The sequence below is a fragment of the Nocardia sp. alder85J genome (assembly GCF_020176955.2).
Taxonomy (GTDB): Bacteria; Actinomycetota; Actinomycetes; order Mycobacteriales; family Mycobacteriaceae; genus Nocardia.
In genome coordinates, this window is the sequence record NZ_JAIUCZ020000006.1 from 450,229 (window position 1) to 473,481 (window position 23,253).

At 66.7% G+C, this 23,253-nt stretch carries 21 protein-coding genes; 6 read left to right on the forward strand and 15 right to left on the reverse strand.

The window, feature by feature from the left end:
• Window positions 1-15 precede the first annotated feature (15 nt).
• Entirely contained in the window at window positions 16-519 is a 504-nt protein-coding gene (locus LBW94_RS25280) for an NUDIX domain-containing protein (RefSeq protein WP_225061471.1), read from the forward strand.
• Between the two features lie 33 nt (window positions 520-552).
• Here LBW94_RS25280 and LBW94_RS25285 read toward each other — a convergent pair whose 3' ends face one another.
• Complete coding sequence (locus tag LBW94_RS25285) at window positions 553-687, reverse strand: hypothetical protein (RefSeq protein WP_255635072.1); 135 nt, start codon at window positions 685-687, stop codon at window positions 553-555.
• A gap of 155 nt (window positions 688-842) precedes the next feature.
• Here LBW94_RS25285 and LBW94_RS25290 point away from each other — a divergent pair, with 155 nt between their 5' ends.
• On the forward strand, window positions 843-2,027 hold the full coding sequence (locus LBW94_RS25290; RefSeq protein WP_266272027.1) for an ISAs1 family transposase: 1,185 nt from the start codon (window positions 843-845) through the stop codon (window positions 2,025-2,027).
• Window positions 2,028-2,111: 84 nt separating this feature from the next.
• Here the strand turns inward: LBW94_RS25290 and LBW94_RS25295 are convergent, their stop codons facing one another.
• The 3 genes from LBW94_RS25295 to LBW94_RS25305 all read right to left on the reverse strand — a co-directional run bounded on the left by LBW94_RS25295 (window position 2,112) and on the right by LBW94_RS25305 (window position 4,697).
• A complete protein-coding gene (locus tag LBW94_RS25295; RefSeq protein ID WP_225060561.1) occupies window positions 2,112-3,983 on the reverse strand; it encodes a M20 family metallopeptidase in 1,872 nt (623 codons plus the stop codon).
• A gap of 195 nt (window positions 3,984-4,178) precedes the next feature.
• The gene (locus LBW94_RS25300; protein WP_225060560.1) at window positions 4,179-4,538 is read right to left on the reverse strand and encodes a hypothetical protein; all 360 of its coding nucleotides are present in this window, start codon (window positions 4,536-4,538) and stop codon (window positions 4,179-4,181) included.
• 27 nt (window positions 4,539-4,565) lie between these two features.
• Window positions 4,566-4,697, reverse strand: coding sequence for a hypothetical protein (locus tag LBW94_RS25305; protein ID WP_255634854.1), 132 nt, complete (start codon window positions 4,695-4,697; stop codon window positions 4,566-4,568).
• Window positions 4,698-4,950: 253 nt separating this feature from the next.
• Here LBW94_RS25305 and LBW94_RS25310 point away from each other — a divergent pair, with 253 nt between their 5' ends.
• The 3 genes from LBW94_RS25310 (at window position 4,951) to LBW94_RS25325 (ending at window position 8,117) form a co-directional block, all read left to right on the forward strand.
• Entirely contained in the window at window positions 4,951-5,430 is a 480-nt protein-coding gene (locus tag LBW94_RS25310; protein ID WP_225060559.1) for a hypothetical protein, read from the forward strand.
• Window positions 5,427-5,771: a hypothetical protein gene (locus LBW94_RS44475; protein ID WP_416276944.1), complete on the forward strand. Its 345-nt coding sequence runs from the start codon at window positions 5,427-5,429 to the stop codon at window positions 5,769-5,771. The genes LBW94_RS25310 and LBW94_RS44475 overlap by 4 nt, the downstream gene beginning before the upstream one ends.
• Before the next feature lie 630 nt (window positions 5,772-6,401).
• The gene (locus LBW94_RS25325) at window positions 6,402-8,117 is read left to right on the forward strand and encodes a CocE/NonD family hydrolase (RefSeq protein WP_225060558.1); all 1,716 of its coding nucleotides are present in this window, start codon (window positions 6,402-6,404) and stop codon (window positions 8,115-8,117) included.
• 265 nt (window positions 8,118-8,382) lie between these two features.
• On the opposite strand, the gene LBW94_RS25330 is transcribed toward LBW94_RS25325, so the two are convergent.
• The 8 genes from LBW94_RS25330 to LBW94_RS25365 all read right to left on the reverse strand — a co-directional run bounded on the left by LBW94_RS25330 (window position 8,383) and on the right by LBW94_RS25365 (window position 18,878).
• Complete coding sequence (locus tag LBW94_RS25330) at window positions 8,383-11,805, reverse strand: serine/threonine-protein kinase (protein WP_225060557.1); 3,423 nt, start codon at window positions 11,803-11,805, stop codon at window positions 8,383-8,385.
• 503 nt (window positions 11,806-12,308) lie between these two features.
• The gene (locus tag LBW94_RS25335) at window positions 12,309-12,866 is read right to left on the reverse strand and encodes a TetR-like C-terminal domain-containing protein (protein ID WP_225060556.1); all 558 of its coding nucleotides are present in this window, start codon (window positions 12,864-12,866) and stop codon (window positions 12,309-12,311) included.
• Window positions 12,867-13,311: 445 nt separating this feature from the next.
• The gene (locus LBW94_RS25340) at window positions 13,312-14,235 is read right to left on the reverse strand and encodes an NmrA family NAD(P)-binding protein (protein ID WP_225060555.1); all 924 of its coding nucleotides are present in this window, start codon (window positions 14,233-14,235) and stop codon (window positions 13,312-13,314) included.
• A gap of 46 nt (window positions 14,236-14,281) precedes the next feature.
• Window positions 14,282-15,271: a nitronate monooxygenase gene (locus LBW94_RS25345; RefSeq protein WP_225060565.1), complete on the reverse strand. Its 990-nt coding sequence runs from the start codon at window positions 15,269-15,271 to the stop codon at window positions 14,282-14,284.
• A 40-nt stretch (window positions 15,272-15,311) separates the two neighbouring features.
• Entirely contained in the window at window positions 15,312-16,142 is an 831-nt protein-coding gene (locus tag LBW94_RS25350; RefSeq protein WP_225060554.1) for an enoyl-CoA hydratase/isomerase family protein, read from the reverse strand.
• Window positions 16,082-17,335: a cytochrome P450 gene (locus LBW94_RS25355; protein WP_225060553.1), complete on the reverse strand. Its 1,254-nt coding sequence runs from the start codon at window positions 17,333-17,335 to the stop codon at window positions 16,082-16,084. Before LBW94_RS25355 ends, LBW94_RS25350 begins: the two co-directional genes overlap by 61 nt.
• A 17-nt stretch (window positions 17,336-17,352) precedes the next feature.
• Window positions 17,353-18,024: an enoyl-CoA hydratase-related protein gene (locus tag LBW94_RS25360; RefSeq protein ID WP_255634851.1), complete on the reverse strand. Its 672-nt coding sequence runs from the start codon at window positions 18,022-18,024 to the stop codon at window positions 17,353-17,355.
• A gap of 47 nt (window positions 18,025-18,071) precedes the next feature.
• Window positions 18,072-18,878: an SDR family NAD(P)-dependent oxidoreductase gene (locus LBW94_RS25365; RefSeq protein WP_225060552.1), complete on the reverse strand. Its 807-nt coding sequence runs from the start codon at window positions 18,876-18,878 to the stop codon at window positions 18,072-18,074.
• A 116-nt stretch (window positions 18,879-18,994) separates the two neighbouring features.
• Between LBW94_RS25365 and LBW94_RS25370 the strand changes: the two genes are divergently transcribed.
• On the forward strand, window positions 18,995-19,795 hold the full coding sequence (locus tag LBW94_RS25370) for an enoyl-CoA hydratase/isomerase family protein (RefSeq protein ID WP_225060551.1): 801 nt from the start codon (window positions 18,995-18,997) through the stop codon (window positions 19,793-19,795).
• 95 nt (window positions 19,796-19,890) lie between these two features.
• On the opposite strand, the gene LBW94_RS25375 is transcribed toward LBW94_RS25370, so the two are convergent.
• The 3 genes from LBW94_RS25375 to LBW94_RS25385 all read right to left on the reverse strand — a co-directional run bounded on the left by LBW94_RS25375 (window position 19,891) and on the right by LBW94_RS25385 (window position 23,243).
• Complete coding sequence (locus tag LBW94_RS25375) at window positions 19,891-21,162, reverse strand: ABC transporter substrate-binding protein (protein ID WP_225060550.1); 1,272 nt, start codon at window positions 21,160-21,162, stop codon at window positions 19,891-19,893.
• Window positions 21,163-21,303: 141 nt separating this feature from the next.
• Entirely contained in the window at window positions 21,304-21,999 is a 696-nt protein-coding gene (locus LBW94_RS25380) for a hypothetical protein (protein ID WP_225060549.1), read from the reverse strand.
• Window positions 21,996-23,243: a phenylacetate--CoA ligase family protein gene (locus LBW94_RS25385; protein WP_225060548.1), complete on the reverse strand. Its 1,248-nt coding sequence runs from the start codon at window positions 23,241-23,243 to the stop codon at window positions 21,996-21,998. Before LBW94_RS25385 ends, LBW94_RS25380 begins: the two co-directional genes overlap by 4 nt.
• Between the last annotated feature and the right edge of the window lie 10 nt (window positions 23,244-23,253).

Here is a 23,253-nt window from a genome sequence, read left to right on the forward strand (position 1 = left end):
TGTTTGGCCAGCGGGATGGTCGACCCGGGCCAGCGCCGGGCAGTGTTGGCGCTGGTTGTGGATCAGGTTGGCCTCGGTCGCGGCATGGTGGGCCACCAGCAGGTACGGGGTGCCCGGACGCAGTGGCCGGTCCAGCGCGCCCAGCGCCTCGGCCGGCGATGGTGCCTGGCGGACCTGCTCGGCGGTGGGGAAGATCCCCGCGACACGGTCTTGCGGGAAGCGGGTGAGGAGTTGGCGATCGACGCCCGGTTCCATCCGCAATTCGGCTGTGACCCTTTGTTTTTGTCGGTGACCGAAACCCGCGGTGCGCACAGTCACACTGATGTGACGTTCTGGTTCGTGCTGGAGGGGAAGGAGGGGATGCCGGTGGAAGTGGATGCGCGCGAGGCGAATTCTGTTCGCTGGTTCGCCCTCGATGATCCGGCCGTATGGGCCGGCGATCGTTTCGATCCCCATATGACACGTTTCCGGCACAAGCTGCTGACCTGGCAGGGGTATCCCCCGCCGGTGAACAACTGAGACGGCGCGGCCTCCCGGCTCCTGATCCGCCTTTCAGGGTGCGATGGTCGTGAGTAGCGCGGCGTGGTCGCTGAGTTGGTCGAGGCGGGGGGTGTGGTCGTAACCGCAGGTCCGGATCGAGCCGGCATGTGGTGCGACGAGGGTGTGGTCGAGGCGGCCAGCACCCATCAGGTAGGTCGGTGCCCAGGGCCTCGGCGTAGTCGGGTACCGATCCGCTGATCTGGGGAAACTGGTTGCGTGACACACGGTTTGAGATGCTGGGCGGACACGAGTGACTCGAGGAAGATGAAGGTTCCTACGCCTGACATCACTCTCGGAGACCCGTGCCCGCCGTACAAGTATGCCCTGCCGCGCCCACCACGATCGAGCTGGACAACGTTCCGCTCGAACAGGATCCGGCCAACGCTGCCGGCAGTTTGCTCGATGTCCTCCGACAGGTCCCCGATCCCCGCGACGCCCGCGGCCGCCGCTACGACCTGACCTCGGTCCTGCTGCTCGCTCTGGCCGCTACCGCCGCCGGCGCTCGCTCGTTCACCGCGATCGGCGAGTGGGCTGCCGACGCGTCCACCGCGGTGTCGGCCCGGCTCGGGTTCACCCGTCGCGCGCCGAGCGAGTCCGCGATCCGGCGGTTGCTGCAGCGCCTGGACACCGACCAGCTCGACCAGCTGATCGGCGCGTGGATGTGGTTGCGGGTCAGCGTGATCGGCGGCGCGAAAGTCATCTCCTTCGACGGGAAAGCCCTGCGTGGTGCCCGTGACGCCGCCGGGCATCTGACCTATCTGTTGTCGGGGATCTGCCAGGCCACCGGCGTGGTCGTGGCGCAGGTCGCGGTAGCGGACAAGACCAGCGAGGTGCCGATGCTGCGGAAGCTGTTGTCCGCGTTGAACATCGCCGGATGCGTCATCACCGCTGATGCCGCCCATACCTGCCGTGAGACGGCGCATTCGATCGTCGAAGCGGGCGCCCACTACATCCTCTGCGTGAAGGGAAATCAGCCCAACCTGCGTAAACAGTTGAAGCAGCTGCCGTGGGACGACGTGCCGGTGCTCGACAAGTCGACCGGCAAGCCCGCGCACGGCCGCCGGGAGACCCGCACGGTGAAAGCGACCGGGATCGCGTCGGGGATCGGATTCCCCGGTGCGGCACAGGTTCTGCGGATCCACCGCACTCGCACCGTGATGTCGAAGCATCGAAAGATGCGGCGCCAGACCCGGGAGACGGTGTTCGTGGTGACGAGCCTGACCGTCGGTGACGCCGCTCATCACGTGATCGCCGACTATTTGCGGCGGCACTGGTCGATCGAGAACCGAGTGCATCACGTCAGGGACGTGACGTTCGACGAGGACCGGCACCAGGCCCGCACCGGTGCCGCCGGGCATGTCATGGCGATCCTGCGGAACACGACGATGTCGCTGCTGCGGCTGGCCGGACACCGCCACGTCGCGCCGGCGTTGCGGTACTACGGCCGGGACTACAACAGGCCGGTGCAATTACTGCTGGCCTGCTGAAACCCGACTACGCCGAGGCCCTGGGTCGGTGCCGATCCCGATCATGGATCGGCGGTGCGGGGATCACCGGTGGTCCTGTCCGGGTCAGTGGTGCAGCGCCCAGGTGGGGGTGTGGGCCTCGGTTGCGGACAGCAGGGTGCAGATCGCGTGGTGGTAGGCGGCGTGGACGAGGGGGATGCTGTCGAGGCGGATGCGTTCGTCGGTGCTGTGCTCGCCGATGTGCGCGACGCCGAACCCGGCGGTGACGGCGATCCCGTGCCCGGCGAGGAGGTTGCCGATGTTGGAGGGGCCGGCGATTTTCGCGGTGACGTCCAGGCCGAGGCCGCGGGCGGCGGTGAACAGCGCGACCGCGGGCGGGGAGTCCGGCAGCGCGTACGGGGGCCATCGCAGGACCTGCTCGATCAGGGTCGGCTGGGTACCCGGCCACGCGCGGTCGATAGTGTCGGTGACCCGGCGCAGCAGCTGTTCGGCGGCGTGATCGTCGAAGGCCGGGGTGGTGCGGAGGTCGATCCCGATGCTGCACAGGTCCGGGGTGATCGAAAAGCTGGCTCCGGCATGGATTTCGGTGACGGTGAGTTTCGCGGCCGGGAATCCGTGGCCGGCGCCGGGCAGTTCGGTGGCGTCGAGCGCGGTGACGAGCTGGGTGGCTTTGCTGATGGCGTTGGGGGTGGATGTGCGGCCGCCGGAATGGGAGGCGACGCCGTGGACGTGCAGGCGGGCCCGGTGGACGCCGCGGCCGCCGACGACGATGTGGTCCAGGCCGGGGTAGCCGATCATCACCCCCGCGACCTCGCCGGCGTCGGCGAGGAAGGCCTGGGCGCCGTGGAATCCGCCGGTGTGCTCGTCGAGGTCGAACAGCAGGGTCAGGGTGCCGGTGAGCTGGTCCCGGATCGCGGCGATGCGCGCGGCGAGGTGGCAGAAGATCGCGACCGCGGCCTTGCTGTCGGCCGAACCGCGGCCGTACAACCACCCCGCGTGGATGGCGGGGGTGGTCGGGGGGTGGGTCCAGGCGTGTTCGTCGCCGAAGGCTGCGGTGTCGAGGCAGGCGTCGAGGACCCAGCGTGGGCCGCGGTGGCGGCCGTGGATGTCGGTGACCAGTGCGACCGCGGTGCCGGTGGGGTCGCGCAGGATCCGGACCGGCAACCGGCGGCTGGTGAGCCAGGCGGTGGTGTGGTCGAGGATCGGCTGGCCGGGGTCGATGCCGCCGCGGCTGGGGATGGCGATCAGCTCGCGGGTGAGGGCGAGGACGGAGTGGTGGTCGTCGCGGGCGGCGGCGAGCATGTCGACGGTGGTGATGGGTGCCTCCTGCGGCCGGGATGTGCTGGCGGTCAGCGCGGTCAGCGCGGTGAGGGCCGGGACGGTGTCGGCTCTACGGCCGGCGAGGTAGAGCTGGCGGGCGTGTTCGAGGTAGCGGGCGCCGGCGGCGGCGTCGAGGACGATGCCGGTGTCGAACGCCTCGGCGCTGGTCAGCGATGGGAGGGTGACGACGGCGGCGTGTTCGGTGGCGACGAAGTGCCGTTCGGGATAGTCGGGGCTGGTGATCATGCTGATGTGCAGGGTTTTCACCCCGTGGGAGCGATCGCCGGGGTCGCGCAGGGCGATCAGGCGGTGCAGGTGCTCGGTGAGCAGCGGATGGCGGGGCGGGCCGAACAGGACCCGGTAGTGGACCAGTTCGGGCCGGGTGGCGAGAGTGTGCTCGATGGCGTCGAGGTAGCCGCGGTCGCGGGAGCGGGACCCGACGCTGACGAGGTGCTCGTGAGCGCCGTCGACGAGACCGAGCATCGCTTGCTGGAGGTCGCGGTGGGTGACGACCAGCTGCGGCGCCACCGGATCCAGCGCGTGGTCTGGCGGGTGTTCGGGGAACAGGGCCGCGGCCGGGAGCTGGAAGTAGCGGCAGAGTAGGTCCTGGTAGTACGGCGAGGGGCGGTGCCGGCCGGTTTCCCATTTCGACAGCATGCCGGGGTGGATGCCGGTGGGTTCCGGTGCGAGTGCGTCGATGCCGTCGCAGATCTGCTGCTGGGTTTCACCACGGTCGAGGCGTGCCTGCCGCAGAGGCGAGATCCGGTGGTCGACGGCCAGGGGCGGGGGCCGGTGGTGTGGTGTGGTGTGGTGTGGTCATCGGCGCGGCCCCCTGCTGCTGTTGCCTGGATTTCAGGGTACGGCCGAGACCTGCCGGATTCTCACCTCTCGGCGGATCGGCTGGGCGGCGAGGTCGTCGCAGACGGCCGCCAGAGCCGGGTGGCGGTCGATGAGCATGTAGCCCTGCGGAGGATGCCAGTCACCGAGGCGCGCGGCGAGCGCGGTGGCGGGGAAGCCGGGTTCGTGCTCGCGCACTTCGAGGATCGGCAGGGCGACACCACGACCGGCTGGTTGCAGGTAGGTGAGCACGGAGTCGCCGTTGCCGGGGCGGGCGCGTTCGGCGAGGGCAGCGATCTCGGCGGGGGTGCCGGGGATCGGGGCGGCGAGGTCGATGATCGCGGCGAGCCGGCTGACGGGTGCATTGAGGTACACGTACCAGGTCGACGGGCCGTCGACGGGCTACCGTTTGCGGAATTCGTGGAATTTGAGGTCGTTCCACATGAGGTCGTAGTACTGGGCGTGCAGCGACATCAGCACCCGCGGTACCGGGATCGGGGTATCGGTGCCGTCGAACAGATCCCGCACTGCCACAGTATTCTTCCCTTCGGCCGGTCGCCCGCCCGCAACAGCATGAGGCGCGGGCGCGGGTGTCTCGGCCGGGCAGTCTAGCGGCCGGGCCGCTACCGGCGGCGGTTGTCCTGGCACGCTGGGGTTTTCGCGGTGATCGTGAAGATTGTGCACCCGGGTGTGCAACGTTGCGATGCGCGCGTGACCTGGCCTGTTTCTTCTCGATGCCCGATTCTCGAGGCAGCCCATCATTGTTCGGTGCGGAAGAGGTGACCTCATGGTCGCGACGATCGGATTCCCCCGCGAATCAGCACCCGGCGAGCGGCGCACGCTCCTGACCCCGACGGTGGCGGCCGTGCTGACCAGTGCCGGGTTCGCGGTGCTCACCGAGCCCGGCATCGGCGCCGACGTGTACCTCGGCGACAGTGAGATCGCCGCCGCGGGTGCACGATTCGCTGATCCGGACGCGGTGTGGTCGGCGGGGCTGGTGCTGCGCTACAAGTCGCCGGATCCCGCCGATCTGTACCGGTTGCGTCCCGGGCAGTCGATCGCGGCACTGTTCCACGCCGAGGGTGATCCCCGGCTGCTGGCCGCGCTGACCGAGTCCCGGGTGACCGCCTATTCGTACGAATTGCTGTGCGAGGCAGGGCGTTCCGTTGGCGGTGCCGCGCGGGCAGGTGGCGGGCGTGCAGGCGGTGCTGTACGGTGCGCTGGCGTTGCAGGCCCCGGCCGGCGGCCGGGGTCGAGGTCGTCGTGAACACCGCCGCGGCGCGCGCGGCGCTGCTGGCGGACGCGGATCTGGTGATCGGCGCAATCCTGATCTCCACCTACGACACCCCGGCAATGATCACTGCGGTGGAGCTGGCGTCGATGCGGCCCGGCGCGGTGATCGTGGACGCCACCTGCGGGTACGGGCCCGGCGGGTATCTGCCGACCGCGGGCCCGCGGCAACACCCCGGCGACGCACCGCATGTCGAGGCCGGGATCGGGCATGTGCGCCTGGACATGCCTGGCTCGAGAACTACCGCCGACTGCGTGTCCGCACCGAGCGCCGGGCCGATGTCCATCAAGCCCTCCTCAGCCTGGCCTGCTCGATGATCTGCCTACGCCAACTCACTCTGAACTGATCAGTATGACCGGGCCGGACCTGCTACTTCTCAGGCCGGACCTGCTACTTCTGTAAAGCTGAGGGGACTCGAACCCGTCACCCCCACTCAGCAGTCCGGGCCGCTCACGACAACCACCGAGTCGACCTACAAGGGGTAGTCGGCTTCGATCATCAGCTTCCGGAACAGTTGGACGCTCGTGGATGGCATCGGTGGTGTCAGCTACTCTGCCTGCGGTCCGGTCGTGCCGACCGGGGTGACTCGCCTTCTGGTAGCGGCACCGCGCGCCGCGAACACCACTGCCGCATCCAGCTCCGACCTGTCCGTTGCCCATCGTCACCACACAGGTCGGATCCACCCACCACCCGAGGGAGTCCGCACCCACGCGGCACGGATGGCCCTGCCCGAGTCCGATTCGATCGCCCCGTAGTGGGCGGCTACCTCGGCCAAGTGGACGAACGTGGCGTCCCCGAGCGGTTGACACCTCCGTTAAACAGATAAATAATTGTGTTTGTCATACGGAATACTCCAGCACAACCCATCGTGCGATCGATATCTGTTCTGCCCGTCCCGACGCTCACCGAGGAGCCTCGTGAAGTACCTGAACGAATACAATGTCGAGATGTCCATGCGCGACGGCGCAACGCTCGCCGCGAACGTCTGGCGACCGGTGGACGGGACCGCCCCGACACTGCTGATCCGGCTTCCTTACAGCAAAACCCTGGAGGCACCCTTCGGCGACACCCTCCCGAATTTCGCGGTGCTCCTCGAGGCCGGATACGCGATCGTGGTGCAGGACTGCCGGGGCACCTTCCGCTCCGAAGGCGACTTCGTTCCGCACGCCGCCGAGCGGACGGACGGCGAGGACACCATCGCCTGGATCGCCGAACAGCCGTGGTCCGACGGCACCGTGGGCATGTTCGGGCCGTCCTACCTGGGCATGGTCCAGTGGGCAGCCGCAGTGATGAAGCCGCCCGCTCTGAAAGCGATCGCTCCGTTCTTCACCTCCGCCGACCCGTATCGGACGCCGTGGTATTCGAACGGTGGCGCTCTGTCCCTGAGCTTGGTGACGCTGTGGGGCACGTCGATGTACACCGCAGACGCGAAGCGGGCCCTCGAACGGGGGACCGGGTCGGTCGATCAGTTGCTGAAACTCGGCGGGGCGCTGCTGGAACCCGAGCGCCTCAACGACGTGCTGCCCACCGGCGACGTGCCGGTTCTGGCGGAGTACGGCCAGTGGTGGAGCGACTTCATGGCTCACCCCGCGCACGACGAGTACTGGAACCAGTACGACGTGAGCACCGAGATCTCGCAGGTCTCGGTCCCCGCCCTGCACATCGGTGGCTGGTACGACCTCTTCCTCGGAGCGACCGTGCGTGCTTTCGTCGCCGCGCGAAGGCACGCGGGAACCGAGCAGGCCCGCGCCGAACAGCGTCTCGTCATCGGCCCGTGGGATCACTTGTCCACCGACGGCATCTACCCGGACCGATCGTTCGGCGCGAGGGCGTCGGCGAGAACCCTGCGTCTCACCAACCTGCAACTGAAGTTCTTCGACCGCTGGGTTCGCGGCGACACCGCCGCCCTCGAGGACATCGCGCCGGTCAAGATCTTCGTCATGGGGATCGACCAGTGGCGCGACGAGCAGGACTGGCCGCTGCCCGACACCCGATGGACCGACTATCACCTGAGCAGCGATGGCCGTGCCAACACCTCGAGCGGCGACGGCACCCTGAGCACCGAGCCCGCACCCACTGCGGACCGGGACACCTACCTCTACGATCCCCGCCGCCCGGTGCCCACGACGGGCAGTGCCAGCCTGCCGACGACTCCGGGGTTCGGCGGACCGGTCGATCAACGCACGGTGGCCGGTCGTGACGATGTCCTCTGCTACACCACGCCGATTCTCGAGGCACCCGTAGAAGTCATCGGCCCGATCAGCGTGACCCTGTTCGTCTCCTCGTCCGCGGTCGACACCGACTTCACCGCCAAGCTCATCGACGTCTTTCCCGATGGCAAGGCGATCAACCTGTGCGATGGGATTCTGCGTGCCCGGTACCGCGACGGCCTGGAGCAGGAGGTGCCGCTGGAACCCGGAACGATCTACGAGATCACCATCGACCTCATGGCGACGGCCAACGTCTTCCTGCCGGGGCACCGGATCCGGCTGGATATCTCCAGCAGCAATTTCCCTCGCTACGACCGCAACACCAACACCGGCGGCGTCATCGCCCGGGAGTCCGAGGTGCAGATGATTCCCGCAGTCAACCACATTCACCACGGGCCGGAACACCGCAGTCGCCTCGTCCTGCCCATCATCGATCGGAACGAATCACACTAACTGATCAGTTCACGGTGTCACCTATTCGTGCAGCAGCCCCGGAACCCTGGTGGTGGATCTTCCGGCGCGAAGCCCTCGCCGGGCAGACCTTCGCCGACGTGACCGAGATCGACCGAGCCACCCACCAGGCCACCGCCGCCCTCAACGCCCGTGCACGACCATGGATCTGGGGCAGACCCCCACCCAAGCCCCGGACCCTACGCGCGCACCCACCAAAACAGCCTTATTCAGCAGTCTCCTAGTCTCGACGGCCTCGGCGCGCAGATCAGATATCGTCGAGTAGACGTTGCAGGAACTGCCGCGACGGTAGCCCGGACCGATCGGGCGCTCCGTGAAGAGTCTCTGCGATGGAGGCGAGTCCCGGGCCCCCCGCGTCGACAGCGAATCGGACGAGCCCGAGCTCTGCGCACCGAGACAACGCAGGCGTCAGTAGGTCGATGGACTCCGGGGTCCGGCCGCCGGCGACCAGGCAGCTTCCGTAGAGTAATTGCGCTTGCAGCAGGGCTCGCGGTCGCTTCTGTTGCCGAATTTGCTCGAACAACTTGCCGGACCTCTCGATCGACGACCGGCTCGCCACCGGTGTGCGCTCTGCGAGCAGGAGCCGGACTGCCGCATCTTGTTCCAATTCAGCCGTGACAGCCTGGATATGGTCGGGCTGCTGATGATAGCCGCCGAGGTCAGTCAGGCGGTGGCGCTCGTCGTGAGTGATGGGCAAACCGAGCCGGACCCGCTCATCGAGCATCTGGACCGCCAGGCGGCGAAGTGAAAGCCGGTGCGCGACACGGTGTCCCTCGTTGAGGCAATGCTCCGCCGCGGTGACATCGCCGCGGACCGCTGCCAGGCCCGCGGTGGTCCGGTACGCGGTCAGCAGGACCTCCACGTTTGCTACGTCGATGTCCGCCGCGTCGGGCGCCAGTTCGTCAGCTTCGGCGAACTGGCCGGTTTGGTAAAGCAATCCTGCGAGTTGCGTGGAGACGATCAATTTCGCAGTGTGCGACCGAGCGCCCGACTCCAGAGTTATTTCCAGCGCTCGCCGGAGGATCGATTCGGCTCCATCGATATCCAGCTGCTCGAATGCAGCCATCGCGGCAATCGTATCGTTCAGCGCCATGACGACCGGATGATCGGTCACACTGTTCGAAACGACGTATTCATGCCACCGGCGGGCTCTTTCGAAATCAAAATGGAAGAAGGCTGTCGTGGCCACCGCGACGGCTCCGGCGTCGGCTACGAACGACCGTAACGGTCGCTGCATCAGGCGATGCTCTGCCGCAGGCGATACCTCGTCGAAGCGGTCGGACTGTAAGGATTGCGTCACCCTGACGATCTCGGATTCGATTGCGAGGTCGTCGGTTTCGATGTTGGACGGAAGTCGGGCGAGTACGGCGTCGGCCCGATTCCGTGCCGCCCCGGCGGCGTCAGGGTGGAACAGCCCCAGCTCTGCCCAGGCCACCGCCAATTGCAATCGTGGATCGGCCTCGGCGAGCGCTGGTGGCAACTTCGCGACGAGGGCCAGGAATACAGAGTTCCGGGAGTCCGAGAGCATGTCGTCGGCGTGGTCGAGAACCAGGCGAAGTCCACGATCGAGGTCACCTGCCGCCAAGGCGTGATCCACGGCCTCTAGTGTCATCGAGTGGCCGGCGAACCAATCGGCAGCGGCGCTGTGCAGCTGTTCGGTCAGCCCCGGATGGCACCGGGCCAGACGATGGCGCAAGAAGTCGGCGAACATGCTGTGGTAGTGGAACCAGTGCAGTTCGTCGTCGGCGCTACGCAGAAACAGGTCTCGACGGTGAATCTCCTCCAGCGTGTCCTGCGCGGTCGGGCTTCCGGTCAGCGCCTGGGCGAGATCGGCGCAGATCGTATCGATCACCGCCGTCCGCATCATGAACTCGAGCAGCTCCGGTTCGATATCATCGACGACGTTTTCCATCAGATACTCGCCGATGGCTCTGTGGTGTCCCGATATACGGCCGATACCGGACGCCGGATCGGCCTTTCCTCGCATCGACAGGGACGCGAGCTGCAAGGCGGCGACCCAGCCTTCCGTGGTGTCCCGCAGGCGGTCCGCGTCGGCCGGGTCGAGCGCGAGCCCACCGATATCGACGAGAAGTTCCTCGGCCTCAGCATAATCGAATCGCAGTGCACTCTCACCGATTTCGACCAACTCGTCGCGAACTCGCAAGTCGGCCAGCGGAAGTCCTGCGGACGACCGGCTGGTTACGATCAGACGCAAATGACGACAACCATTTTCGATAACGAAGCGCATCGCATCGTAGGCTTCGCCGCCACGGATACGGTGCCAGTCCTCGACCACGATCGCGACTGCCTTTCCGGCATCGTGAATCTCATCGATGAGCGTGGCAAGGACGTGACGGGCCACATCGGACGCCCCTTCTTCGACGATGCCGGCGAGCTCGCCACCCAGATCGGGTCGGACCCGGCGGATCGCCTCCACGAAGCGAGGCAGACCCCAGACGACGTTGTTGTCGTCGGGCACGATCGTCAACCATGCCACCGGAATTCCCTCGCCTTTCAGCTCCGCGGCCCACTGGGCAGCGAGGGTGGTCTTGCCGTATCCGGGCGGCGCATGGATGAATGCCAGCCGACGCTGCCCGCCTTCGCGCAAGATGCGGATCAGTCGTGGACGGTCGACCAGCCGATGGGACGAACTCGGCGGCCGAAACCGGGTTACGGGAGTGGCAGCCGCCCCGCGCCGGGGAGGTGGCTTCTCCGAAAACGACTCCGTGGTCTCGGTTCCGCGGCTCCCGCTGCGGCCCTTCAAAACCAACACGTCGACGTGTAGCCCATTGGCGAACTGGATATTTCGGAGCTGCGCTGCGAAGTCGGCCACAGACGTCGGTCGATTTTCCGGCGCGCGTTCCATGGCCGCTTCTATCGCCGAGCACAGTGCCGGGGGCATACCCGATGAACGCACATCCGGAACGGGGTCGCTGCCGATTCGAAGGAACTGCGCGACAAGAGATTCATTTTGCTTGCGGGCGAACGCTGCATGACCGGTGAGAGCGGTGAACAGAGTGGCGCCGAGCCCATAGAGGTCGGATGCTGCCGTGGCAGGCTTGCCCTGGAGGACTTCGGGGGCAGTGTAGGCAGGCGTCCCCGCAACGACTCCTTCTGCAGTACGAAAGGCACCGGCAACCCGCGCCAGGCCGAAGTCGGCCAGCTGAGGCTCTCCGTAGTCGGTAAGCAGGATATTCGACGGGTTCACGTCCCGGTGGAGGACTCCGGCCGTGTGCGCCGTGGCCAGAGCGCTGGCGATTTTCACACCGAGCGACAGCACATCGGCCCACGGCAGGGGACCCTCATCACGAATTTGACGATCCAACGACCCGCGGACGTGGAACGGCATGACGAGAAACGGATAGCCGGCTGGAGTGGTATCGACTCTCAGCACCTGCACGATGTTGGGATGGGAGGAGAAACTGCCGGCGATACTCTGTTCCCGGAAGAATCGAGCACGCCACTCGTCGTCCAGCGCTGTGGCGAGCACCTTCACGGCGACAACTCTGTTCAGCGACAACTCGACACAGCGGAAAACGGCCCCGAATCCACCTCGTCCAACCTCGGTAGCGTCGCCGAATCCAGCCTCTCGCAACTCGTCAGCAATCTCAGGCGGAAGCCGAGGTTGTGTCGAGTCCGGATTCGAGTCGGGTAGGTCGCCTCGACTCACACAGCCGCCCCGACCACCTGGAGCGCCGCGTCGGCGTATACAAACATGTCATGAGAATTGTGAGCAGTCATGTCTCAACCTGGGTGCGGAAGTGAACCGACCTCTGCCAGTATAGGCGAGCAACTTCTCAGCAGTGAAATGGCTGGTGGTAGGCGTCCACGCGAAAACACCGGCGAGCGGGCCGAGTGGTTGAACCGTTACAAGTTGGGGACCGGCTTCGGCGTCGAACCAGCGCCGGTCGGCGTGGCGGTTGTCGAGCATGGTACGCGGTCTCGTATTCGGCCCGGGTGAGGTAGTCCAGCCCGGCGTCGTTGTGCCAGTCGGCCCATTCCATGAGGGCGAATCGACTTTGGTGAGGGTTTGCAACGGGCGGGACTGCCCCGGGTTCGGTTGACCGACTGGGTATCCAGATTTCAGGGCCGCGGAGCAAAGCCTGGCAGACACCGCAAAACGACCCAACGCCGTACCTCCCGCAACGGCGACGAAAAGTGAATCGGGCGGACCTACGCCGACCGGTTGGACAGTGCCGCAAAGGTATCTAGCACGGTCTCGAGGCCTGTCCCCACATTGTGGCCGCCGACCGACCATTGCTCGACCACCGTCAGTGCGCCGATAAAAGCCGCCGCAAGGGCTCGCGGATCGGCGTCTCCAGGGAAATCCTTACGCGCACAGGCACGTTCGAATACCGCGATGACCCGCTCGTTACCCGGGATGATCACTGTTCGCTGTACGCGCGCGTACAGTTCCGGATGCCGGGCGGCCTGACCCGCGAAAGTGAACAGAATCTGCAGGCTCCGCCACGCCCCCGGCCGATCGAATGCCTCGATCAGGACGCGCAATTCCTGTCGGAGATCGCCGAGGTCGGGGACGTCCGGCCATGTGGCGATCGAAGCGAATGCGTCGACGATGAGGTCCTGCACACTGGCCCATCGCCGATAGAATCCGCTATTGCCGACCCTCGCACGCCGCAACGTCGCCGTGAGGCTGAACGCGTCGACCCCGGCTGTCACCAACTCGGCCCTGGCCTCCCGTAGCACGCGTTGCTCGACGGTGGCATCCACCGGTCGCCCGGCGCGCCTGCGGTCGGTGGCAGGTGACCGAGGGTGCTGCGGCGATACCATTTCTTGACTGTAGGCCATCCGTCCCGGCCCGGGATGGGGCGTGTCAGCCACCGCCGCCCGGGCTCATCGATCCTTTCCACGTCCCCGGTGCGGAACCGGCCGTCCGCGAGGAACGGAATGCTCGTGCACAACGGTATAGCTCCGGGCTACGCAAAGACCTCGGATCTCGATCTCGTTTCCTTCGCCGAACCGAGCCCGGTTGGGCCGCGATATCCTCACTGGCCTTCGCCTTGTCCCGGACTGCCGGTACTCGACGCATGATCGCGTGCTGGCCGCCCTCATCGTCCCTCAGGGTGCCCCAGAGGATCCGATCGGAGAGAGTTGGTCGGCGAGGCCGGTGGTCACGTCGACGGTCCCCGCGGTGGGAACGGCGCAGACCAGGTGGTCAGCGTTGGCCGACTACGAGGTCGGATGCGTGTTCGGTGGCCCAGTCCGCGAATGTCACCGGATGGAAGCCCCAGCGCGGCATCTGCGACAGGTCGACCCGATAGCCCTCGGCCGACAGCCACTGGTGGTTCTGGACCGGGCCTCGGGAACTGCCTGCGGCAACCGCGCCCTCGGGATCCAGATGGCGGGCCCGGACGGTCCGTCCGGTGATCTGTGTGAGCACCGCCGCAACCTCGGACATCGTCAGCGATTCGGCGGCGAGATCAATTTCCTGGCGGTCGAAGTGTGCGGAGTCGGCAAATGCCGCCGCCGCAACCCGGCCGATGTCCGCGGCCGCGATGAGGTCCAGACGGGTCTCCGGAGCCATCGCCGTCGTGATCTCGCCCTTCGCCAGTTGCGGGAACATCAGATCCGCCTTGGGCGGGACGAAGTTGTCCATCATGTAGGCGGGCTTGAGTATGACCCACCGCTCGAGGGAACTGGATCGCACGACATCGTTCGCTGCGGCCTTGCTGGTCCAGTACGGCTGCCACCAGCGGTTCTCGTCCCATCCGGCGAACTGCGCATGGTCGCCCGCCCGAGCGACGGAAGTGTGCACGAACATCCGGACGTTCGCGTCCTCCGCCGCGCGCACCAGGGTCTCCGCCGCCCGCCGCTCGCTGTCGAGGTCCTTGGGATGCGGCGGCAACTGCATCGAGAACACCCCATCGGCGCCGTCGACGGCGGTGCGGACGGCATCCACGTCGTCGAAGCTGCCCGCGCACAGCTGCACACCGCGCTCGGCCAGTCGCACCGCGGCCTCGGACGCGGGATCTCGGACCAGTGCCCGGACCGATCGCCCTGCGCCGAGCAACGCGTCGACCGCGGCTCCGCCCTGTGCCCCGGTTGCGCCGGTGACCATCACGACCTGCGGCTCGTCCATTGGTTCCTCTCGGGATGGATGGGGTTCTCGTGGCCGGTCCGGCCACTCATCCGGCGACGGGAAGATCGCCGACCGTGCTCGCGACCAGGCGAGATCGAATGAGGGCTTCGGCCTCGGCAACGATGCGGACGATCACGTCACCGACCGTGGGTATGTCGTGCACCAGGCCCTGTGCCATCCCCACGGTCCACACACCGTGATCCAGGTCGCCGGTCGTGTAGACCTCTCTGCCGCGAACACCCGCGACGAGCGGCCGGATGTCCTCGAAGTTCGCGCCTCGGCGCAACATGTCGACCACCTGTCGGCTGATCGCGTTACGAGCCACGCGTGAGGTGTTCCGCAACTCGCGGAAGATCAGGTCGGTATCGCGCAGGTCCGAGTCGCGGATCCGCTGCTTGACGTTGTCGTGGATAGGGGACTCGGCGGTGCACATGAAGCGGGTGCCCATGTTGATGCCCTCGGCACCCAGCGCCAGCGCGGCGACCAGTCCACGGCCGTCCGCGAATCCGCCCGAGGCGATGACCGGAATACTCAATTCGTCCACCGCGGCGGGGATGAGAACGAGACCGGGCGTGTCGTCCTCACCGGCGTGCCCGGCGCATTCGAAGCCGTCGATGCTCACCGCGTCGACTCCCAGACGCTGCGCCGACACCGCATGGCGGACACTGGTGCATTTGTGCACCACGGTGAGGCCGGCGGACTTGAACGCGTCGACGTGCTCGGCCGGATTCGAACCCGCGGTCTCGACGACCGTGATTCCGGCATCGATGATGGCTCTCCGGTATTCGTCGTACGGCGGTGGCGTGATCGAGGGCAGGATAGTGAGATTCACTCCGAAAGGCTCGGCGGTCAGGGCTCGGCACCGCTCGATCTCCCGAACCAGATCCGCTGGAGTGGGCTGGGTGAGCGCGGACAGGAAGCCGAGCGCCCCGGCCTCCGCGACAGCCGCGACCAGGGGCGCCGTGGCCACCCATTGCATGCCCCCTTGCACGATGGGGTGCCGGATACCGAACAGATCGGTCAATCTGGTTCTGATCACGAGATCTCCGAAACGAGGAAATATGTCACAACCGGGCTCACGACCCGAGTTGCCGATTCACGAATTCGCAATGCTCTTCCGAGGCCATGCTGTAGCGCTCGGTCATCAACGAATGTCCCACCGGACCGGCCAGGCTGGTTTCCAGGTACATGTTGAGCGCACGCTTGGTGTCCTGGAGGGCGCCTGCCGGAAGTGCGGCGAGCCGGTGCGCGATGTCGAGAGCTTCGCCGAGAACATCGTCGCGGGGAACGACTCTGTTCACCATGCCCGCGGCTTTTGCCTCCGCGGCGCCGATTCTGCCGCCGAGCAGGAGCAGTTCCTTGGCGCGCAGGAGTCCCACGTGCAGCGGCCACGCAACGCCACCGTCGCCGCACACCAATCCGACCGCGACGTGGGGATCAGCGATGAAGGCGGATTCGGCCATCACCACGAAGTCGCTGAAGGCGAGAAAGCTCGCGCCGAGACCGACTGCCGCGCCGTTCACGGCGGCGACGATCGGCAGCGGGAAGTGGACGAGTTCGACCAGCAGGCGCCGCGCTTCGTCGACATTCCGCCAGCGGCCCGCCGGCTGCAACGAGAGTTGCATCATTTCGTAATCGCCGCCAGCACTGAATGCCTTGCCCGCACCGGTCACGACGACGCAGCGTGCACCCGGATCGGCAGCCAGTTTCGGCCACAGGGACAAGAATTCGTGGTGCATGGTCACGCTGGTGGCGTTTCGACTATCGGGCCGATTGAATGTGACCAGCCGCACCGGGCCGTCCGCCTCGACCAGGATCTCGGGTTCGGAATTCGTTGTCATCTGGTTCATCCCTGTTCCATAGCCTGCGGATCGTCCCAACGGACCGGAAGGCGGCGTCGGCCCCACAGATGCCACTGCGGCACGCGTTCACCAGGGCCGTCGAGACGAAGGTGGGGCAGCCGTGTGCGCAGGATCTCCAGCGCGCGGTAGCCTTCCGAGCGCGCCAACTGGGCACCGAGGCAGAAATGCACGCCGGCACCGAACGCCAAATGGCGGCGCAACTCTTTCTGTGTCCGGTCGAGCCGGAATTCGTCCGGATGCTCCCATTGCCGCGAATCCCGATTCCCGGAGCCGAACAACAGCATCACCTTGGAGTTCGCCGGAATCGGGCAACCGTCCACGGTGACATCTTCGGTATTGGTCCGGAACAGTCCGAGCACCGGCGGATCCAGACGCAGGCTCTCCTCGATCGCGGTTTGGACCAGTTTCCCGTTGTCGACGACCTGCTGCCACAGCGACGGCCTCTCCAGTAGCCGGTGGATCACATTCGTCAACATCGATGTGGTCGTGTCGTTCCCGCCGGTGAGAGCGGTCGCCAGGACATAGCCGATCTCGGCCGGTGTCAGGCCCCGGTCTCGGTAACGCAGCACGAGCATGTAGCTGAGCAGATCGTCCGGCAACACGTCCCCGAGATCGCGCTCCGCCGGCTCGCTGATCCCGGCCTCGCGCAACAGGGCACGACGATGTTCGAGATGCGGCGCGAAATACGCATTGAGCCGGGCGACCGCAGGCGCGACACCGTTGGCGGCGGGAATGCAGAATGCGCCCAGGAACTCGTCCGTCATCTCCTTGAGCTCGGCCGCGTCCTCCGGCGGGATACCGATGAGACGTGCGATGACTCGGATCGGCAACAGGACAGCGAATTCGGTGGCGAAGTCGCCCCGCGTCCGCCCGTCGACGATCATCTCATCGATCAAGTCGTGGATCGTGGCGTCGATCAATTCGGCGTTCACCGCTCCCGCCGAGGGAGACAGCCACTTGCGGAACAGCTTCCGGAACTCCTGGCTGTTCGCGCCGTCCTGGTTGAAGCCGATCGGGCGGTTGAACTGCGGGCTGCTCCCACTCTCGGCGGACCATATTTCCGCGTGTGCGTCGTTCAATGCCGCCAACACATCGGAAAACCTTGTGAGACTGTAGAACTCGGGTGAGAACTCGGCAGTGTGGTGTACCGGGCACGCGTCCCGGGCACGCTCGAATGCCGCGAACGGGTCGTCCGCGATCGTCGCGGAGAGCGGGTTGAAATCGGCGACTTCGGCCACGTCCGACGGCGGCGGGGTCACGGGTGTGTCTTCCATCCTCGGCCTTTCTCCCGGTGTTCCCGGAGGGCTGCGGCTTCCAGACCCAGACCTGCTTCGGCGGTCGTACGGTCGGTCGCATCGCACAGTCGTTTCGTTGTCGAGACCAGGGCCGGATCCATCGCCGCGATCCGGCCCGCGAGGGCCGTCGCGCGATCCAGCAGTTCGGGCATGGGCACAAGTTCGGTGACCAGGCCGACCTGGAGCGCGACCTCGGCCGGCATGGGGTCACCGGCGAGAATCATTCGCCGAGCCCAGCCGCGCCCCACGGCGCGCGAGAGAAATACGGTCATCCCGCTGCCGCTCATCGCGCCGATTCGCACGTGCGTGTCGCGAAAGATCGCCTCCGGTGTCGCGAGGAGGATGTCGCAAGCCAGCGCCAGTTCCAATCCACCGGTGACCGCGGCGCCGTTGACGGCACCGATCAGCGGCTTCGAAAAGTCGCGTGCGCGACGAATCGCGTCTCCGACGAGTCCACGAGGCGCGTCGGCCCCGCTGAACTCGGCCAGATCCAGGCCGGCGCAGAAACCTGGACCCGCTCCGGTGAGTACGACCGCCCCGACCTCCGCGTCCGCCTCTGCGCGCGCCAGCTCCGCGAGGAGCCGCGCGGCGAGCGTGCTCGTCAACGCGTTGCGTGCGGCGGGCCGGTTCAACGTCCAGACCTCGACACGGATGGGGTGCGCCTGCACCAGCAGCTCACTCACGAGTACGAGTCCCAGAGCACCGAGTAGCCACCGTCGACGTTGATGGCCTGGCCGTTGATGTAACCGCCCGCGTCCGACGACAACAACAGAGCGAGACCGGCGAATTCGCTGGCCTGGCCGACTCTTCCGGCAGGGCAGCGTTCGATGTAACGGCGGAGGCGGTCTTCGTCGGACAACACCGAATGCGCCTGCCGGGTGTCGAACAGAGCGGGAGCGATGGCATTGGCCCTGATCCCGTGCCTGCCGTATTCACAGGCGAGATTGCGCGCCATTTGCACCAACGCCGCCTTGGTGATGCCGTAGGGCCCGTTGTCCGAGCTCCCCAGCGTGGAACCGATCACCGATGACGTGAAAACGATTCTGCCCCAGCCACGTTCCACCATTCCCGGCAGCACCTCACGGCAGAACCAGTGTGCCGACATCACACTGCTCTCCAGGAACTTGGCGAGGGTGCGATCCTCGAGCTCGGTGGTCTCACCGAGCCAGATGTTCATGCCCGCATGCAACATCAGCACGTCGATGCGGCCCAGGTCGCGTTGTGTCCGCGCTACCAGGTCCAGCACCGTGTCACGATGGCCGATATCGGCCACGACCGGGTGCGCACGTTCGGCGCCGATCGCCGCGTTGATCGTCTCGGCCGCAGCACCGGTGTCCCCGACATTCCGGCCGACGATCACGACCTCGGCACCGTGCCGGGCGAGCTCCTCCGCGGCGGCCATGCCCATGCCGCGGGTGGAGCCCGTGATCAGGGCGACCCGGCCGGTCATGTCGAAGAGGTCGCGATGGCCGGAAGGCTCCGTCATCGGGCGGTTCACCCGCGCATATTTTCGGTCACGACTATTACCGTAATAGGCTTGCTTCGCAAATGCAACGACCGCTCCGCCCGGGATGCGCGGACGAGGACAGAAGGATTCGCACGATGGACGTCGACAACTCTCTGCTGCTGGTGTCGGACCCCGAGCCCGGCGTCGCCCTGGTGACGCTGAACCGGCCCGACCACCTCAATGCGCTCACGTGGCCGCTGATCGATGAACTGTTGCGTGTACTGGCGACGCTGGACGCACGTCGCGACCTGCGGGTGGTGGTCGTCACCGGCGCCGGACGCGCCTTCTGCGCCGGATCCGACGTGGCCGGAGCCCGTGAGCGGAGTTCAGTGGACATTCCGGCCCGGTTCGAGGCCCAGCAACGCACCAGCGGCCTGGCCGTCGCGGTGCGGGAACTCCGGCATCCCGTCATCGCCGCAGTGAACGGGCCGGCTGTCGGCGCCGGCCTTGGGCTGGCCCTCGCTGCCGACATCCGCATCGCGGGTGAGTCCGCCGCATTCCGCGACGGTGCGATCCGGATGGGCCTGAGCGCCTGCGAAAGCGGCATCAGCTGGCACCTGCCCCGGCTGATCGGCACATCGAGCGCCCTCGAGCTCATGCTGACCAACCGGCTGATGCCCGCGGCGGAAGCCGAACGACGGGGACTCGTGTCGGCGGTGTATCCGGACGATGAGCTGCTCGCCCGGGCGGTCGACATGGGCACCCGCATCGCGTCCTTTGCACCGTTCGGGCTCGCCGCGACCAAGGAGGTGTTCTGGGCCAATCAGTCCGGCGACTTCCAGCACGCAGTCGATCGGGAGAACCGGACCCAGATCCTCGCGGTCAATACGGCCGATTCGCGCGAAGCGATGTCAGCCTTTCTCGAACATCGGAAACCGGAATTCCATGGCCGATGACGGCCACCGCGGCGTGGCACCGGCACCTAGGCGGCGCGCACTGGGGAGGCGGTCGCGCACCCGGCACGACCGCCTCCCCGGTTCCGATCGGTCGGTCAGCGAGTGGGCAGTGCGAACATCGATGGGTCGGCTTTCAAGACCTGGTATGCGCCGAGGACGCCCTGCTTGTCGGCCGTCGAGACGATGAAGTCGTTCTCACAGACATTCGGCCAGAGCGCGAGTGCTTTGCCGTCGCACTGGAATTGGATACCGTTCGTCAGCGGGTACGGCTGCGGCGGCGCGGTCCGGAGCCCGTCCGACACCGACTGACGAGTGATGTCCTGTCCTTGGACCGCATTCAAGGCCCGCGCCAGGCCCACCATCGGCTGCCAGCCACCCGCTGCGTTCGCATCGATCCGCAGACCGGGGTGGTATTTGTCGATCGCAGCCTGGAAGACCTTGACGTCCTCGGTGGCCGGATCGAGATTCGCGGTCGTGCCCACACGCACTCCCTCGAACCCACCCGGGATGGACGAGGCGATCGTCGGATCAACGCATCTGTCGTTGACGGCCACCGTCGCCTCGCGGTCCGCGGTCTTGATGGCCTTGAGCACACCACTGCAGAAATTGGTGCTGCCCAGGATTGTCCACATGCCGGGATGGCTGCGGTTCGCTGCGGCGATCTGCGACGTAGGGTCCGGAGTGCCGGGCGCGATCGCCACGACATCCAGTTGCACACCGGCATTGCCGAATACCAATTTACCCAGTTGGTTGGCGACTTCGGTCGCGCCTGGCACATCGATGGTCACCAGGGCCGCCTTGGTGACGTTCTTCTGCTTCGCCAGTTCGGCGGGTGCACCGAAAATCCCCGTGACACCGTTCAGCAAACCGAAGACATTCGGAGTGGTCAGCGACTTCGCCGAGTTCGCGTAATCCAGTACCACCGGCACCCCGGCGGGCGACAGCACGTCGATCGTCTGATCCACGAGACCCAGCGCGCCTTCCACGACGGCGACGGCACCGGCACCGGCCATCTGATTCGAGCAGTCCGCGGCCGCGGCCGGATTGCCCTTGGACTCACAGGTCTTCAATTCGATTCGGTGCCCGCGCAGGCCGCCGAGGTGCTCGTTGATGTAGTCGACCGCGACCTGTGCGGCGACCATCTCGGCACTGGTGTCATAGGCGACGGCCTTGCCCTCACTGATGTAGCCGATGGTGACTGCCGACCCCGTCGCGACATTCTGCGCGCCCAGCAGAGCGGGATCAGCAGTCTTCGGATTGGGCGTCGTGTCTCCGCCCGAACTGCACGCGACCGCGGTCACGGCCGCGAGCGCAGCCACGGCGACACCGACCACGGTGCGCCGGGTGTGGTGTAATCCCAGCTTCATTTCTCTCCTTCAGGTGGTACGGGCCGAGCAACGGCCCGCAGAGTCGTATCGCGATGCCGGAGGCGGCGATCCGCCGACGCGCAGGCTGTCGATACCGACTGCGCGAGGCTGGCGAACGTCCGCGTCACCGCGACGGCGGGGTCAGTGCCGGAGCCTGGGCCCCGGTAGCCCGCAAGCACACGGGGTCCGCTCGACCGATCCTGCGAAATCCAGCGCCAGATCACGGCTCGGGTGAACACGCTGCCCGACCGCGGACAGCACCGGGCCCGTGGCGGTCGCACCGATCTCCCACTCCGCGGGATCGATGTGCAGACCCGCCCGTTCGGGGCACTCGACCCCCAAAGCCGGTCCCAGCAGCGCCATTTCGGCTGGCTGGAGGCCCGCGGATCGGAGCGAGCCGATCGCTTCGGTTCGCGCCCAGATCACCGGCAACTCGCGTAGCAAGCCGGTCGACCGCTCGTCGGCCAGGAGTACCTCGGCGTGTTCGGCAGGAAGGCCGATCATCGCCTTCATCGTCAGGAATCCCAGCAGGGCCGTGCTACGCCGCGCGTCCCAGGCGTAGGGCTCGGCATTGCTGTGCACCGAGCCCATGGCGCGGATTGCGCGCACAATCGGGTTGAACCACGGACTTTCGGAATTCCGGCCGGTGAACAGGACGAAATCCCCTCGACCGATACCCCAGACCGCCAGCAACCGGTGTGCCCACACCGTATCCCGCTCGACCTCCGGCCACCCGATCTCGAACGCGACATTGCCACCCTCATAGGGGAATTGCCCGATGCCGGCGAGGGACGGGTGGTGCCCGGCCATGGCCTCCGCGATCGATTTCCGACTCATTCCTTCACCACTCTCGGGAACTTCGCAACACTCGAACTACGGGCCAGCAGGTCGTCGACCGGAACCAGTTCGATCTCGGGTTCCAGTCCGACCCGGGCGACTACCGCGGCGGACAACCGACCACGTAGGTCGTCCAGATCCGGGGTGCCGGTCGACTGGTAGCCGACGCGCAGGCGTAGCCGATCGGCGACCCGCGACGTGCGGATGACCTGGAACATCCCGTCGTGGGTCTCCTCCTGGGATTCGATCGCGGGCCACAGCTCCGCCAACACCACCGGTTTGCCGTCGACGACCGTCTCGTCGCCCAATCGGCCGATGATCCACTGCCGGACGTGAGTGCGACCGCAGCCGCAGACGCCTCGGTCCAGCCGGACCAGATCACCGCTGCGGTATCGGATCAGCGGGGCCGCACGGTTGTCGAGGTCGGTGGCGACGAGTTCACCGATCTCGCCGTCGGGGACCGAGCGCAGACCATCCGTCGCCAGGGACTCGGCCATCACCAGGTCCTCCCACAGGTGATAGCCATCGTGTTCGCGGCATTCCCAGGCCGTTCCGGTGTCTCCGGCACTGGTGAAGGTGAACAATTCCATGCCCCAGTCGTCACGGACCTTCGAAGCCAGCGCGGCCCCCAACGGCTGGCCGGCGAACGCCGCACCCTTGAGTGACGAACACGCCTCCCGGATGTCGTAGGCACCCTCCAACCGCTCCAACTCCAGCACCATGGGCATCACGAGCTGGATCCACGCCGGCCGGTAACGCCGCAGCGCGGCGATGATCTCCGCGCCCTGGCCGATCCAGGAGTCGACGAAGACCGGCACCAGTCCCATCTCCTGGAAGAAGGTGTCGTAGAAGCCGCGGAACGTGCCGGCGGGCACGATCACACGGTCGCCGGGACGGACCCCCAGCTCCCAGAAATCGCGGGCCTGACAGCCCGGCAGCGGGGGCACCGACTCCCAGATCTCGGGCAGGAGTTCCGGAGTCCCGGTCGTGCCGGATGTGGACATGATCGAGGTCAGCTGCGTCGGCGGCACCTGCAGCAGACCGGCGAACGGGTCCCCGGTGCGGTCGCGGTACGCGCGGAGATCGTCCTTCGTGAACGTCGGGATCATCGCCGCGAAATCGTCGAGTGACCGGACCTTGCCCGGATCCACCCCCGCCGCGGACCAGAGCTCGCGATAGAACGGCGAATGCTCGTACGCCGCCGGTATCAGCTCCAGAATTCGCTGTTCCTGCAGCTCGCTCAACTGCTTCCGC

Coding starts and splice junctions, on each gene's coding strand:
- LBW94_RS25285 (WP_255635072.1), bottom strand. CDS start 687: ATGGGTGCTGGCCGCCTCGACCACACCCTCGTCGCACCACATGCCGGC.
- LBW94_RS25340 (WP_225060555.1), bottom strand. CDS start 14,235: ATGGACGAGCCGCAGGTCGTGATGGTCACCGGCGCAACCGGGGCACAG.
- LBW94_RS25310 (WP_225060559.1), top strand. CDS start 4,951: ATGGTCGCGACGATCGGATTCCCCCGCGAATCAGCACCCGGCGAGCGG.
- LBW94_RS25380 (WP_225060549.1), bottom strand. CDS start 21,999: ATGAGTCGGAAATCGATCGCGGAGGCCATGGCCGGGCACCACCCGTCC.
- LBW94_RS25375 (WP_225060550.1), bottom strand. CDS start 21,162: ATGAAGCTGGGATTACACCACACCCGGCGCACCGTGGTCGGTGTCGCC.
- LBW94_RS25365 (WP_225060552.1), bottom strand. CDS start 18,878: ATGACGGAGCCTTCCGGCCATCGCGACCTCTTCGACATGACCGGCCGG.
- LBW94_RS25325 (WP_225060558.1), top strand. CDS start 6,402: ATGTCCATGCGCGACGGCGCAACGCTCGCCGCGAACGTCTGGCGACCG.
- LBW94_RS25295 (WP_225060561.1), bottom strand. CDS start 3,983: ATGCTGTCGAAATGGGAAACCGGCCGGCACCGCCCCTCGCCGTACTAC.
- LBW94_RS25370 (WP_225060551.1), top strand. CDS start 18,995: ATGGACGTCGACAACTCTCTGCTGCTGGTGTCGGACCCCGAGCCCGGC.
- LBW94_RS25280 (WP_225061471.1), top strand. CDS start 16: ATGGTCGACCCGGGCCAGCGCCGGGCAGTGTTGGCGCTGGTTGTGGAT.